The 14,382-nt window shown below is 46.5% G+C and carries 13 protein-coding genes and 1 pseudogene; 4 read left to right on the forward strand and 10 right to left on the reverse strand.

Annotated features, from left to right (window positions below; translation table 11 throughout):
• Positions 1 to 9: 9 nt before the first annotated feature.
• From BCY86_RS01385 to BCY86_RS01430, 10 genes are all read right to left on the reverse strand, one after another.
• Positions 10 to 537 carry a hypothetical protein gene (locus tag BCY86_RS01385; RefSeq protein WP_075276121.1) on the reverse strand — a complete coding sequence of 176 codons (528 nt, stop codon included), beginning with the start codon at positions 535 to 537 and terminating at the stop codon, positions 10 to 12.
• A 1-nt stretch (position 538) separates the two neighbouring features.
• Positions 539 to 1,414: a rod shape-determining protein MreC gene (mreC, locus tag BCY86_RS01390; protein WP_075276122.1), complete on the reverse strand. Its 876-nt coding sequence runs from the start codon at positions 1,412 to 1,414 to the stop codon at positions 539 to 541.
• Positions 1,415 to 1,463: 49 nt separating this feature from the next.
• On the reverse strand, positions 1,464 to 2,498 hold the full coding sequence (locus BCY86_RS01395; protein ID WP_075276123.1) for a rod shape-determining protein: 1,035 nt from the start codon (positions 2,496 to 2,498) through the stop codon (positions 1,464 to 1,466).
• A 176-nt stretch (positions 2,499 to 2,674) separates the two neighbouring features.
• The gene (gene rpmG, locus BCY86_RS01400) at positions 2,675 to 2,836 is read right to left on the reverse strand and encodes a 50S ribosomal protein L33 (protein ID WP_075276124.1); all 162 of its coding nucleotides are present in this window, start codon (positions 2,834 to 2,836) and stop codon (positions 2,675 to 2,677) included.
• Positions 2,837 to 3,130: 294 nt separating this feature from the next.
• Positions 3,131 to 3,973: an RNA recognition motif domain-containing protein gene (locus BCY86_RS01405; RefSeq protein WP_075276125.1), complete on the reverse strand. Its 843-nt coding sequence runs from the start codon at positions 3,971 to 3,973 to the stop codon at positions 3,131 to 3,133.
• Positions 3,974 to 4,152: 179 nt separating this feature from the next.
• Entirely contained in the window at positions 4,153 to 5,823 is a 1,671-nt protein-coding gene (locus BCY86_RS01410; protein ID WP_075276126.1) for a sensor histidine kinase, read from the reverse strand.
• The gene (locus BCY86_RS01415) at positions 5,804 to 7,399 is read right to left on the reverse strand and encodes an ABC transporter permease (protein WP_075276127.1); all 1,596 of its coding nucleotides are present in this window, start codon (positions 7,397 to 7,399) and stop codon (positions 5,804 to 5,806) included. Before BCY86_RS01415 ends, BCY86_RS01410 begins: the two co-directional genes overlap by 20 nt.
• Before the next feature lie 33 nt (positions 7,400 to 7,432).
• On the reverse strand, positions 7,433 to 8,830 hold the full coding sequence (locus BCY86_RS01420) for a hypothetical protein (RefSeq protein ID WP_075276128.1): 1,398 nt from the start codon (positions 8,828 to 8,830) through the stop codon (positions 7,433 to 7,435).
• Positions 8,821 to 11,574, reverse strand: a complete 2,754-nt coding sequence (locus tag BCY86_RS01425; protein WP_075276129.1) for a cation-translocating P-type ATPase — start codon at positions 11,572 to 11,574, stop codon at positions 8,821 to 8,823. The genes BCY86_RS01420 and BCY86_RS01425 overlap by 10 nt, the downstream gene beginning before the upstream one ends.
• Before the next feature lie 12 nt (positions 11,575 to 11,586).
• Positions 11,587 to 12,444 (reverse strand): PspA/IM30 family protein, encoded by an 858-nt coding sequence (locus BCY86_RS01430; RefSeq protein WP_075276130.1) that lies wholly within the window; start codon positions 12,442 to 12,444, stop codon positions 11,587 to 11,589.
• Positions 12,445 to 12,631: 187 nt separating this feature from the next.
• Between BCY86_RS01430 and BCY86_RS01435 the strand changes: the two genes are divergently transcribed.
• The 4 genes and pseudogenes from BCY86_RS01435 to BCY86_RS10445 all read left to right on the forward strand — a co-directional run bounded on the left by BCY86_RS01435 (position 12,632) and on the right by BCY86_RS10445 (position 14,321).
• On the forward strand, positions 12,632 to 12,889 hold the full coding sequence (locus BCY86_RS01435; RefSeq protein ID WP_075276131.1) for a hypothetical protein: 258 nt from the start codon (positions 12,632 to 12,634) through the stop codon (positions 12,887 to 12,889).
• 148 nt (positions 12,890 to 13,037) lie between these two features.
• A pseudogene (locus tag BCY86_RS01440) lies at positions 13,038 to 13,466 on the forward strand (protein kinase domain-containing protein); the annotation flags it as partial.
• A gap of 284 nt (positions 13,467 to 13,750) precedes the next feature.
• Entirely contained in the window at positions 13,751 to 13,936 is a 186-nt protein-coding gene (locus BCY86_RS01445) for an FHA domain-containing protein (protein ID WP_075276132.1), read from the forward strand.
• Positions 13,937 to 14,084: 148 nt separating this feature from the next.
• Positions 14,085 to 14,321, forward strand: coding sequence for a sigma 54-interacting transcriptional regulator (locus BCY86_RS10445; protein ID WP_075276133.1), 237 nt, complete (start codon positions 14,085 to 14,087; stop codon positions 14,319 to 14,321).
• Positions 14,322 to 14,382 lie beyond the last annotated feature (61 nt).

Raw genomic sequence — 14,382 nt, forward strand, 5'->3', positions numbered from 1 at the left:
ATGTCTAGCCTAAAAAGGGATTCTTTTGGAGTTTCCTTGAAAAGGGGTGATCGTTATGTAAATGAATTGGGCGAATCGGAAAACAAACGGCGAAATAAAACTAGTTGCAACTGCATGGGGGAAGATAAATCGATAGAGCGTGCGTGGTACGTAAGCGTCTCGTCCAAAGATGGCGAGCAGGATGATAATTAATCCACTGTGGGCTAATGTGAAAGGGAACGTCAATCCCATCTGTCGAAGGGCTGTCTGCGTCGCAAATCTCAGTCCGATCGCGCGCGCAAGGAGGAAAATAGCCACATAGGTGGAAGAAAAAAGGCCGATCGGTGCAATCCCGATGAGGTCGGTTGTATAGCCAATGATGAACGACAGCGCAGCTCCTCTCGCTAAAGAATGTTCATGGACCCCAATAAAGAGGATCAGAGGGAAGACAAGAGAGGGGACTGCACCTTGGAGAGGAGCCCATACAATCAATTGAAACAGAGTGGATTGCAGGATTAGAAAGAGAAGTGCAGAGAGCAATAATAACGTGTTGTACATGTTAGGGGCGGGACGACGAATAGGGATGGAGATCCGAGAAGGTTTCGTCCACAGAGGGATTGATAAGAATGAGCGCTGTATCGAGACGGGAGAAGTCGACCGTAGGGACGGCGAGCACTTCTTGCTCTCGTCCCATCTCTCGTTTAACAACATCAATGACTCGAGCAATCGGAATGCCTCGAGGAAACCATTTTCCTTTACCGCTGGTGACAAAGAGATCGCCGGCTTGGACTTCATCTTGAGAGGTGACCATCTCTACTTTGCACGTGTAACGTGTTAAATTACCAGTTCCTCTTATAAATCCACGCGTTTTTGTGCGCTCATTTTCTGCGTCAATTCCAAAAGCAGCATCCACTGCCAGCTGCACGTCAATGGTATTGTTAATCACGTGTAGGACGGCGCCAACCACACCGTCGGGTGCAATAACAGGCATATGGGGACGGATCTCGCGTGAGCGCTGATCTAATACCAGACGAGTCACTCGAAAAAATTGAGTAAAATCTTTCCCTATCACCTGAGCGCTTACACTCTGTCCGATAGGAGCTTCTTGCAGTTGAAGTAGACGGCGCAGTTCTCGGTTTTCTACTTGGCTCTGTTGAAGGCGGCGGACCTCTTGACGCAGCTGGATGTTCTCTTCAGCGAGCTGCTCGTTTTCTCTTTGTACGTGTACAAGCGCGATATAATGGTGCCACAGCCGAGATGTGCCTCGGAGGATCTGAGAATAGATCGACTCTACAGGGGTGACCATCGATAAGACGAGTCGGTCCATCGAGTTTAAACTATCAGGACGCTGAATATTGGACCGCAACGAAAAGAAAGGGGCAGCAATAAATAGAACAACGATGATGGCATCACGATAACGCTTTAAAGACGTCATTCTAAACCCCTAGAAAAAAATTGGTAAACAACTACTTATACTTTTTTGATTAGCTAATAGTCACTTCTTTTAAAAGTTCCATATGATCGAGCACTTTGCCGCTTCCCAGCACGACAGCGCTGACGGGATCATCGCATATAATGACAGGCAACCCTGTTTCCTCTCTTAGCAACACATCTAAATTGGTCAGCAATGCGCCGCCCCCTGCTAAAACAACCCCTTTATCTACAATATCGGAGGCTAATTCAGGCGGTGTTTTCTCAAGAGCCAGAAGAGTTGCCTCTACAATTGCATTGATTGGTTCAGTCAATGCTTCTCTGACTTCATCTGAATGAATCACTACCGTTTTTGGAACCCCTGCGACAAGGTCCTGACCTTTGACTTCCATCGTCAATTGCTTGTCCAATGGATAAGCATTCCCGATCCGTAATTTAATACGTTCGGCAGTTTGTTCTCCTACTGATAAATTATACTTTCGTTTTAAATAAGCCGCGATGGCTTCATCCATCTTATCCCCTCCTACGCGGACGCTTTGAGAATAGACGATTCCTGCAAGCGAGATCACGCCCACTTCGGTCGTCCCACCTCCGATGCCCACGATCATGTTGCCAGAAGGTTCTGTGATCGGTAGACCAGCACCGATGGCTGCAGCCATCGGTTCTTCGATGAGGTAAACTTCTCTCGCCCCCGCGCTCTCTGCGCTCTCTTTGACTGCTCTTTTTTCTACATCTGTAATCCCAAAGGGGACGCAGATGATAATTCTCGGCTTGACAAGAGTGCGTTGATTGCTGGCGCGTGCGATAGCATAGCGCAGCATCGCTTCAGCAGTGTCGAAATCGGCGATGACACCATCCCGCAAAGGACGAACGGTGCGGATATTGGTGGGTGTTCGTCCCAACATTTCTTTGGCTTCGCGTCCAACTGCCAGCACACGATTACCTCCGCGAGGGTCTTGTTGGACGGCTACAACAGAAGGTTCGCAGGAAACAATCCCCTTGCCCTTGGCGTATACCAGAGTTGTTGCAGTTCCTAGATCAATAGCCAGGTCGTGGGAGAAAAGGCCGCGCAGCCAATTAAAAATCATGATTCCTTGTAGACCTACAGGGACAAGGTGCTTCTTGTCGCTTTCTGCGCACCTATCGATAGTTAAAGAGTAAGCGAAAGAGCCGATAGAGGTGTATATAGCCGATCAAAGATGAACATTCAGAGAACAGCTGTAGCGAAATCCAGATAGGAAAGAAGAATCTCCATACGCTCTTGCTAACCCTTTGAAATTTTTCCTTCTTTATGAGGAAAATGCTTGCGGCACGAAGGACAGAATTTTTTGATTTCTAGCTTCTCGATGGTTGTTCGTTTGTTTTTATTGGTCGTGTAATTGGCTCGCCCGCATTGAGAACAAATCATCTTAATAACATCTCGCATTCAAGACTCCAAGACTAAACAAGAAAAAAACGAAAGCAAATTGCGATTGTTGTCGATCGGAAAGAAAGGGTAGTGAAAAATAAAGAACCTTTCAAGAAAATCGAGAAAGAGAGAGCATTGCTGCTGACCTCCCCCTTGAATTCATGAAAGGTTTTTTAGAATAGGTCTTTCTCATTGTGGCAGCCATTGTTCTCCAGTGGTTCCTTAAACTCCTTAGGGAAAGAGGCCGTCAGAACATTCGAAAAACAGGTGGATTGGCTGCTTAAGAAAGATAATGGCTACATAACAATTCGTTTAATCATCATCATCATCAGACCAATCTTTGATGCTGGGACTTTGTTCGCGTCGGCGGGGACGATGGGCTCCTTCCTCATCGCCTCGACCTGAATATTTCCTCCTGCGATCATCAAAATTCTTGCGGTTGTGATGAGAACCACCTCCCACTTGGGCTGGCATAAAATTAGGCATGTATCCCATCCCGCTGCTGTAACTAGGACCTTCTGAACGCAGGGAACGTTCACCCTTCGCGTGGGCCAAATTGACAATCAGCCGGCGTCCTCGCAAGTCCACAGACTGCAGCGAAGAAGCAACCGTTTTTGCTGCTTCGGGAGAGGCCATCGTCACAAATCCAAACCCTCGCTTTCGACCATCCATACCCACAGGTAGATTCACCTGTTGGACAGAGCCGTCGACAATCTTGTGAATCAGGGTCTCGAGTTCTTCTGGGGTGCAGTCATAGGGGAGATTCCCTACGTAGAGAGTTCGATCGGGTGCACCTTGCTGCTGATTTGAACTTTTGGGAAGTCGATTACCTCTTGAAGAGCCTCTCTCTTCACCGCTGCCACCGCCTGGAAACCCTGCGTGGTTGCGCCGTGGTGGTTCAGCCTGAAAAGGACGAACGGAGATTAGTTTTCCATTCTGCATGGAACCATCGAGTGTATCCCGTGCTGTTGCTGCTTGGCTTGATGTGGATAGCGTAACAAATCCAAACCCACGCGGCCTTCCGGTTGTACGATCTTTGGGAAGACTGAGATTGACAACAGTGCCACCTGTAGCCTCGAAAATTTGTTTAAGTATGTCTTCTGATATACTGTCAGGTAACCCAGACACAAACAGTTTTGTTTCTTCATTCACCATGCGAAAATCCTAAATTTAAACGGCGAACCTTTACAGTTAATATATGAATCGATCCACTTGTAGACATTAACCTGATCGTATTGAGCTGGTTTGAAAACGTATGGATTCAATTTTCCTTGAAGCAAGAATATCGCACAAGCTGATGTGGTCAACAAGTACATGTATTCTTAGATGTATGCTTAGCAGGTTGTTAACAGACGGCTAGGAGAAGTTGATGGCTTCTCTCTTTTTTTTGTTGCAGGGGGAGTCGTTGAAGAGGATTCATCAATAGCCCAGGGGATAGCTAGGACAAAGGTACTTCCTTGACCTACCTCTCCCTCTACCCAAGCCTTGCCGTGGTGTGCGAGAGCGATGTGATTGACAAGAGCGAGTCCGATGCCGCTTCCTCGAACAGGTTGTTGGGTCAGGCCATAGCGGAGAGTAGAATGGTTACCTCGAACGAAGCGTTCAAAAATTCGTTCCCTGTCCTCTGGGTGAATCCCTGGTCCTTGATCGGTAACTCGAATCGTAAGGTGAGGATCTTCTTGAGCCACTTTGATGGTGATGATTTTGCCGCCTGGTGCATATTTGATGGCATTATCTATCAAGTTGATAATGACCAGTTGAATCGCTCGCTCATCGATAGAAGCGTGTGGAATATTTTCCTGAATATCTACGGTTAGAGTAACCCCCTCTTGTTCTGCGCGATAGCGATAGACGTTGACCGCTCGCAACACAACAGCACCTACGTCTTCCAATTGAAAATTGTAAGAGGTTCGACCTTTTTCCACTTGGGCAAAATCAAGCACATTTTCAATCAAAGAAGAGAGCCGTTCACTTTCACTGACAATAATATCTAAGTACTGTTGGCGTTTACTTTTACTTGTTATGCGGCCCGATTGAAGGAGCTCGCCGAACATCCGGATAAGAGCTAATGGAGTTTTTAATTCATGGCTTACATTTGCCACAAATTCCCCTTTTAAAATCGAGATTCGACGTTCTCTTTCTGCATTCAGAAGAATTGTTCCGATTCCGGCAACTGTGACAACAAAGGATAACAAAACCAGTGCGAGTTCAAGCAATCTGCGATTCCGGACGCGGTTTGTTAGTTCTTCTGCTCCGGTTGGAGATACTTGAAGCTGCCAATTTGGAAGTGTGGTCGGAAAGTGAACTCCTACCATAAATTCTCCTCCTTGTAGGGGAGGACCGAAGATGATCTTCCCAGCTGCATCGACGATGTTAACCCGGCTTGGGAAAGGACTGGTAGCTTCTGCATAGAGTGCTGGCAGAGTTTCTTTCACAATTCGGTTGATATCGTGCCAAGCTGCGATCAGGTATTTTTCTCCTCGATAGAGCTGCTTCCAATAACTAATTAAATACCTATTTCCTATGTATTCTGCATATAAATGCTGCAGTTGTTCAGAAGGGGGATGACTTGATTTGATGGTTGGAATTAATTGGTAGGTGAGCAATGCGCGAAACATCTCCTCTTCTTGAGAGTGCTCGTCATCGCGAGAAATAAAAGATACCAAATGATACAGATTATTGAAGATAGCGATCGATCGGATTGTTGGAGTTTCACGCCGTGCAGTTGGAAGCCACTGTTTAACGAGGTGTTCAGACTCGGGTGGTATGGCTACGGTTATTGCTACATTGTCTTGTTCTAAAATGAATTTATCCAATCGATTGGCCTTTTCCATTGCTAATTCTAGCGTTGCTTCAAAAACGGACTGACGCCTTAATTTTTCGAGCTGAAATGTCGTGCGGAGAGTAAAATAGGCCAGTATGCTGACTGCAACCAAGACAGCGAAGAGCAGTACAAAGCGTGTGGCCCACTTGCGATCTTTTTTTCTAGTCTGCTCGTAGTCCATCGGAAGGTTGGAGTCTAGCTGCGTAGAGAGCAGGGAACAGTGTGGCTATGATGCAGATTGAAAGTGCAAAACTCCCTGCAATCAGAAATTCATTAATCCTGAGATTAACAGGCAGTTGCGAGACAAAATAAACTTTTGGATCGAGAGGAAATCCGAAAGCGAGGAGACTTTTACATATCAGGGCGCCTAAAATAAGGCCTAGCACTGTGCCCATCGTTCCGATAAAGAGCCCTTGGTAGAGAAAAATTCGCAAAATAATACTGTTTTTAGCTCCTATCGCTTTGAGCAAAGCAATTTCTTTTCTTTTGTCGAGCACAATCATGATGAGGGTTGCTACCACTGTGAAGGTGGCTACGATAATGATCAAGGCTAATACGATGCTCATCCCGATTTGTTGGATTATCAGCGCAGTGAAGAGATTGTGATTGAGTTCATGCCAATCCATCGTGTGATAGATATTACTATTTAAAGCTTTGCTGATCTCTTTTGCGATCGCAGGAGCTCGCTCAATATCGTTCACTTTAATCTCAATGCCGGTAACGTTATCTCCGTACGCATAGAATTTTTGAGCTTCGTAGAGATCAGTGTAAATAAACCTCGAATCGTATTGATCAAAACCTGCATTGAAAATAGCGATTACGCGAAACTGTTTAACAATAGGAGAGGATAAATGGCCTCCGAAGTAACTATCTAAAGGTGGGGAGGCGATTTGAGCACAATCTCCAATTGTTACGTTGATTTGTTCGGCGAGAGTATGCCCCACGACAACCCCTGGCAATCGAATGTTCTGTGGTGATTGAGAGCAAGCATCAATAGGGGGATGTATTGTATCTAAGAGGATTTCTTCGGGTAGAATGCTGTCGAAGCCCTCCTGTGGAACTATATTACCGCTTGGCGGAGGAGGGGGAGGAATGATGTGCCACAAGGGATCTGGAACGTTATCTCTAAGGACTAATGCACTTGGAGAAGCTATAGAAGGAGCGGAGCCTTCTGAAGTAATTTGTTCTTGTGTGGTACTAAGAAAAGCTCGGGGACGCTGACTTTCCTCCCCAGTAAGAGGGAAAGGTAGGGAATTGCTCTTTTGGGTTGAGGAGGAAGAAAAAGGGGAAGAGTGGACAGTGCGATCAGGCGGTTTTGCGTCGGGATATCGTAATTCTTTGAGGTTCCCTTTAACGATGTGTTTAGGGAGGTCCAGTACGTTGGGCATCAAATTGGGGTCCACCCCTTTGAGCAGTACACTTGCTGCAGTTCGTTCACGGTGGGTTATCATCATGGGACTAATCAGAAAGGGTGCGATCCCAATGACTCCAGGGATACTTTCTACGCTTTTCATGATTTCATGATATTCTTGAAATTCTATTGAATATTTTAAGATCAGTACATGAGCGTTCGTTCCAAGCACTTTTTCTCGGAATTGATCTTTAAATCCACCTGTGACGCTCATCACAATCGCTAAGGCAGCTACTCCTAAAGCGACGCCTAGAATGGAAAACCAAGTGCCAATCGATATAAATGTTCTCTTCTTGGAGAACATGTGGCGGACTGCGAGACTAAGGGCGTAATGGAGTGAAGGCATAGCTATAGAACAAGACCGCTTTGATTCATCGGTTTATTTGCGTTTTTGAGAGAGGGGGTGGGTGGATGGCCGATTTTTTTGGTTGGAAGAAGGGCGGGATGATGGAATAAAAGAGGTTCCGTTGAAGTAAAACTTTTGCGACTGGATTTCTCCCCAAGGCAGAAGCAGGGGAGAGACGTGATAGAACAAAGGAATGGTTCGGTCAGCAGAAGCGGACCATTCAATGGAAGGTTCAGAGCTGACCTCGATCTCTCCTTGTGAAATGCGGATTGCGTTGGACAGTCGTCGATTCCCCTGGATGATAGCAACATCATGAGCAAATGAAGTAGTGGGTATTGCTTCTTGTAAAAAGCTCAAAATTTCGACCCATTCGTGGATTCTATCTTCTTTTTTGAGTCGAAGGTAGAGCACTAGATCCCCCTTTTGCTGTCTAGTGACATTCCGTGCTTCGCATCGGATCAATTCTCCTTCTAGCTCTCGAGAGAAGAATTGAAGGCCCCGCTGAAAGTGAGGACCATAGATCACAAGTATATTGTTAAAAACAGAAATCTTTTCTTTAAGCGGGTCTCCGCTGATGTCGACCAGTAAATCGTATCTTGGGGTTTGGTGGACGAAACCCCGTGGAATAAGCAGTTGATCAAAAACAATCTGCTCCGATTCTAGGAGAAAAGGGGGGAGAGATTCAGGTGAATGTTCGTCCCCGTCTGCTGTTGCTAGAAGTAGAAAGGTGGTTCCTTCATGGTTAATTGCTTGATAACGTATAGCTGCTTTAAGTCCAACGCGAGTGAGTGTAGCTTCTGGAAAGTTAGACCACGGAATCACTGCATGGAGTGTGTATCCTTCTGGATTGGGAAATGAGAATAGTTCCATCCCTTGAATGGTTGGGCTTTTCTGAATGGAGGACGTTGAATTTTTCGTGGAGGTGGCAGGAGATACTTTTAAAGGGAGCTCATATAACGCGAGTGTTTTTTCGGCTAAGGGGAAGGTAAGAAGTAAGGAGAGATATCCCTCTCGGAAGAGGATAGGAGACGTATTTAGAAACTCTTTGTCTTTGACAGAGCTGGCTAGATAGATGGCCTCTTCGTCGTATTGAAAGCTGACAGAAAATTGGAGGGATTTTTGAGGTGTGGAGGAAAGGACGTGGCGGGCTGGTACGGGGGCTGGCCATTTTTGGAATGTCCCTTTAAGAGGGGGTCGTTCTCCTTTCTTTAAGTGGTGGGCACGTAGGATGGAATCTGCTTTCCAGAAAGGTTTAGCCTCTTTTGTCTCTGTTTTGGGAGGGGTTGTGATCAAAAGAGAGGGAGCATGTGGGGGAGGTAGCTGACGTGGCTTTGTGTGTTTTCTTCTTGTTTCGTGTAGTGTCTGTTTTGTCGTGCATTCTAGACTTAGACTTTCGAGTAACCCAATGAGGAGTACAGTCCTTAATTGCATGAACCGCTTTTTTTTAAAAAAAATTTTGAGAATTCTGTCATAGGGATAATGGCTGCTGAGCATCCAAGAAGGAGCAACCATGGTTGGAGGGAGAGAGAGCTTGTCTGAAAAATTAGCTGAAGGGGGGGTAGGAAAATCGCAAGCGCTTGGATGCATCCACTAATTGCGATTGCGAGGATAAGGGGCCAAAGGAAGAGTGGCTTGAACTGTATCATAGGAGTGGATAGAGAACGGCAGCTCAGGGCATAGAAAAGAGGACTTAAAGCGAGAAATGAAAACGTTAACGTTTGGATCTTTTTCGGATCAGATTCGACATTGGGAAATCGGATTTGCTCTCCTTGAATCAATAGAGCTAAACTCCCCATCAGGAGCCCTACGATTGCAATCATCCAGTAAGCTTGTTGATTGAGAAGGCTATCCTGGGGACTGCGTGGAGGCCCTTTTAATCGTTCTGGATCGGGAGGATCCATCCCCAAAGCGAGTGCAGGAAGTCCATTGGTAACGATATTAATCCATAAAATCATAAGAGGGGTAAGAGGCTTCAGCGTGGGTTGTAGAGAAGATACAGCCACAGCTAAAAAGAGGCCCGCATTCGAAGAGAGAAGGAAGAAAACACACTTTTGAATGTTGCTGTAGATAGTCCGTCCTTCCTGGAGAGCAACAAGCATCGTCATAAAACTATCGTCGAGAATCACCAAGTCAGAGACTTTTCGAGCGATGTCGGTCCCATATTTTCCCATCGCTATTCCAATATGTGCTTCTCTCAAAGCAGGAGCATCGTTGATGCCATCTCCTGTCATCGCGACGATCTGTTGTTGATTTTTAAGGGCTCTGACGATCTGTAATTTTTGAGATGCAGTTACTTGAGCAAAGATGTTGACTCGAGAAACCTGCTTGTCGAAGTCTTCTTGAGTCATCGAAGCGAGATCGCTCCCTGTTAGGGCAATTGCGTTAGGATCTGTTTCCAATCCTATTTCATGAGCAATTGCGAGTGCTGTCAGTTTGTGATCCCCTGTGATCATCATGACTCTAATCCCAATCTCGCGACAGATTTGGAGCGATTTTTCAACGTCTGGACGGGGAGGATCCATCATCCCTACGAACCCAATGAAAGTTAATTTTTGTTCGATATCAGTGGCAGAGTGGATATCGGAAGAAGTCGGTAGGGGACGGATTGCAATGGCCAATACACGAAGCGCGCGCGCGCTCATCTCTGCAGCTTTTTGGAAGATGGCTGTTCGGGTAGCTTCCTCTAACGGCTCTTGACCTTGGTCAGTCATCAAAAAATCACAAGAAGGGATTAACGTGTCGATACTTCCTTTGCAAAAAGCGGTGGTGTCCCCTTTTGCATCCAGACCGATTACAGTCATACGGCGCCGATCGCTATCGAACGGAAATTCTTGGACAATAGAGAACTCGCTGCAGTCGAATAGCAGTGCTCGGTTGGACTTGTTGACGAGGGTGAGGAGAGCCCCTTCAGTTGGGTCTCCGATTAGCTGAAATTCTCCTGGGTTCACTTCGTGGATAACCGCGTGGTTGCACATTTTGCAGGTGGTGAGTAGGGCGCGGAGGGGATTGGGGAGGGAGGAAAGTGGGTGGTTGTTCTCTCCGAGAATAGCGCCATCGTTGGAGTATCCTATTCCTGAAACCGAATAGTGTTCTCCTCCTGCATCGATTTCAAGCACAGTCATAGCGTTTTGCGTCAACGTTCCTGTTTTGTCTGTGCAGATAACGGTTATTGCTCCGAGTGTATCAATCGCTGTTAAGTTTCGAACGATAGCCCCTTGTTTGGCCATTCTCTGTGTGCCCAACGCGAGAGTGATTGTTGCAATCGCGGGTAATCCTTCTGGAATAGCGGCTACAGCGAGGCTGACAGCTTCAAGAAGGGTCTCGCTCCACGGATGTGCCCCCTTCCAAAGACCGGATAAAAAGAGCCCTAAACTGACGCTCAGACATACGTAAAGCACACGAGTCCCGAAGTGTTCTAGCTTTTCTTCGAGTAGCGTTTTTCGAAAAAGAGGAATTTGCCGAATCAGTGCGCTTAGCTGACCTAATTCAGTGCGGGTGCCCGTGGCTACCACCATACCGATCCCTCGGCCTTGGATGAGATGAGTACCTAAGAACAGCTTGGATTCAACAGAAGCTGCTGCGATCGCCTGGAGAGAGCAGGATTTTTTTGGAACGGGGAACGATTCCCCTGTAAGAGCGGATTCGTCGGCTGCAATATGGTTGTTTTGAAAGAGTTGAATATCAGCTGGTATAATGTCGCCTGCTTCAAGCTCCAGAATATCTCCTCTGACGAGTTGCGAAGCTTCGATTTGCTGAAGCTGACCATCCCTGCGAACCCGTGCGATAGGAGTTTGCATCTGCTGAAGCGCCTGGATGGCATTTTCTGCTTTTTGTTCTTGATAGAAGCCGAGCAGAGCGTTGAGCAGAATAATCAAAAAGATCGTGAAAGAGTTCCCAAAGCGAATGAAGAAAGAGGCTTGGGGGGCATGGAACCCATGAATAGAAGCGATGCCTGCCGCAAGCAGGAGGGTGAGGACAAGTGGATTGACAAATTGCCTCCACAATAGGGCTAGTTTATTATGAGGAAGAGGGGTGGGGAGAGCGTTGGGCCCTTCTTGTGTCCATCTTCGATGTGCCTCTTTAGAGGAAAGCCCTTGCTCTGGGTCAGTTTGTAGAAAATGGATGGAAGGATTGTCATGAGCAGTTGATAAAGGAGAATGATCGGTTAGATGCAAAAGAACCTTCGTTTAGGAATAGTTATGACCGCGTTGTAGTTTTTTCTCATTTTCTAGCTCTTCTAGAGTAGCCGTCAGCTCATCTTGCTTGGTCAATTCACTGTTGGCTTCTGGAGCAAGGATTCGGGCTTTCCTGTCTTGCTCTGAGATTGATTCGATGCGACTGCGCTTGGTCTCGGTTGACTCTTCTTCAGGAGGAAGCAAGCCTATCTTTCGCTTCAGTGCGATCAGTTCATCATCTGTCCCTGTTGTTTTCTCCAGTTTAGTAAACCGAGCAGCCAAACTATCTCCTGCATACTCTTCTGAAATCTCCGCTTGCGCCTCCGCTTCTGCTTCTGCTTGTTCTACTTTCGTGGCCATTCGCTCGAAGGTTTCAAAGGCACCAGGCTCCTTGAGCCCACTGATCGTCTCTTGAATGCTACGTTGCGCATCGGCTCTCTTTTTCCTTGCGATAAGAACGTTCTTTTTCCGTTTGGCCTCTTCGATTTTATCATTGAGCACGTGAAGTGCTTTCTTGAGCTGTTCTACCGCTATTTTCTGCTTGGTATGTTGCTCCTGATAGGTGTTTGCCAGCTCTTCATGTTCTCGCTTGCGGGCTAATGCTTCTTTTGCTAGCCCTTCGTCCCCTGCTTTGAGCGCTAGCATTGCTCGGCGTTCCCACTCAGAAACCTGTGCCTTCTCTTGCTCTAACTGTTTCCAAAGCCGTCGCTCATCTGCAATCGAAGTCGCTACCTTCTTCTTGGCTTCTATCAATTGTGTGCTCATTTCGAGCACAATTTGATTGAGCATTTTCTCGGGATCTTCTGACCGACTGAGTAGATCATTGAGATTTGATTTGATGAGTTGAACAAGACGACTAAAAATTCCCATACATTTTACTCCAATGATTCATCAATCCTCGATGGACCTGCCATCCATTTTTTTATCTGATCTCTTGGTACGAATGCTTCATTCGTGCATTAGTGTTTTCTTTTAGAATCGCAGTAAGATGTTTAGTCAATGCTGGCATGCTCAATTTCCATTAGCAAAAGCATGGTGTGGGGTTTGAGGCGATGTTGTGAGTGACCAAACCAGGCTGTTGAATGGGCAGGGAATGGCTGGCCTTTATGAAATACATTATCAAATAGAGGAAGGGGCTACCAGTGAAGTCTATAAGGTAATACAAATACAGAAACTCCTGTCGTTCTCAAAATCCTGCGACAGCTTACCTCGAGTCGAGTGGATTCAATCGCCTGCTTCAAAAGAGAAGCTGGAGTTATTGCACAATTCACTCTCCTTACGTCTCTCGTTGATTGAGCGCTGGCATGGAAAATAGATGGGATATTTTAGATGGCGCTTGGATGGTTCTATGGAAAAGGGTTAGATAAATGGCTTACGCGCGGTCCTTGGCTTCCTGTTCATGAGGTGGTTCGCCTCGTGGAAGGCAAGCTTTAAAGGGTTAGTTAAAGGGTGCGCACCGTACAGGAGTCATTCATCGCGATATTAAACCGAACAATCTTTTTCTTGAAACAGAAGAGTTCAAAAGCGAAGAGTACAACGGGACGAAGGAAGGCTCGTTCAAACGGGTGCATATTTTAGACTTTGGGATTTCCAGGATGATTGAACTTTCGCAAGCTATTCACCAGATGCCTCTCACCTATTTGGGAACGACTCTTTGGAGTTTTTTCTATATGGCTACGGAGCAACAAGAAGAGTTTACTGAGGTCGATCACAGCGCTGATCTGTATGCATTGAGGGTTGTGATTTTTCAAGTGCTGACGCGAAGACTCCCTTTCGAAGGCGAAACAGCTAGCATCTTGGCAGCTCTTAATTTAGCTGTGCTGCCCCTTCTCTTTGCATGGCATCGGAGTGCGACTGGCCTTCTGTTCTCCGGGACTTTATTGCTCAGATGACCGAGCGTGGAAAGAATGACCTCGATTTCACTCTGCTTGGGATGCATTTAAAACGTGACGTGGCATGCAACATGGCCTACAATTACAGAGATCGCTGTCCTTAAAGATGGGCTCTTTCAACAAAATGGAGTTTAGTTTGTTGATGAGCCGACACAAATTACATCTTAGCGATGGTTATTTATGAATTCTATGGATGGCATAGCAACGTCCTCGGTGAGTTCTACCTACATGATCAAAGAGACACAGGTGGAAATTAAGGTGCCTTATCTGTTATCAAAGGGAGAGTGCCGGCCTTATCTCCTCTTGAGATCCGGGATGAGCCTCTAATCATCGGGCGAAATGAAGCTTGTCATCTGGTTCTACAAGATAAAAAGGTAAGTGCAGCTCATTGTGAGGTGGTGGCCACAAAACAGGGGGTTTGTCTTCGCGATCTCACATCGAACAATGGTTTCTTTGTTGGTTCAATTTGAGTAGGAGAAATCTATCTCACAGAAGAGGCTATGACCGGTGTGGAGAAACGCTCCTCCAGTTTGTGCCGTCTCAGATTACGCATGTTGCCCTTCCTGAGAGCGTGGGACTTGGAGCCTTTGTGGGGGCCAGTGCGAAGATCATGCGATTTTGATCGCCTTGAAAGTCTCCCCTACCCACTTGACAGCGTTGATTCTGGGAGAAACGAGGATATGGAAGGGAGTCGTCGCTCATGCTATTTATCAGGCGAGTGCACGTAGCGCGAATTCATTCATTGTGATCGACTGTGGCACTATCCCATCTTCTCTTGCGGAAGCCATTCTCTTCAGACAAGAACGGGGTGCTTTTACCAGGTGCTGTCGAAGGTCGTTGATCCCCCTTCTCTAGATGCGGATGGGGGGACCATCTTTCTTGATGAAATTGGTGAATTACCTCTTAAAGTATAGCT

Source organism: Pajaroellobacter abortibovis, assembly GCF_001931505.1.
GTDB classification, from domain to species: domain Bacteria; phylum Myxococcota_A; class Polyangia; order Polyangiales; family Polyangiaceae; genus Pajaroellobacter; species Pajaroellobacter abortibovis.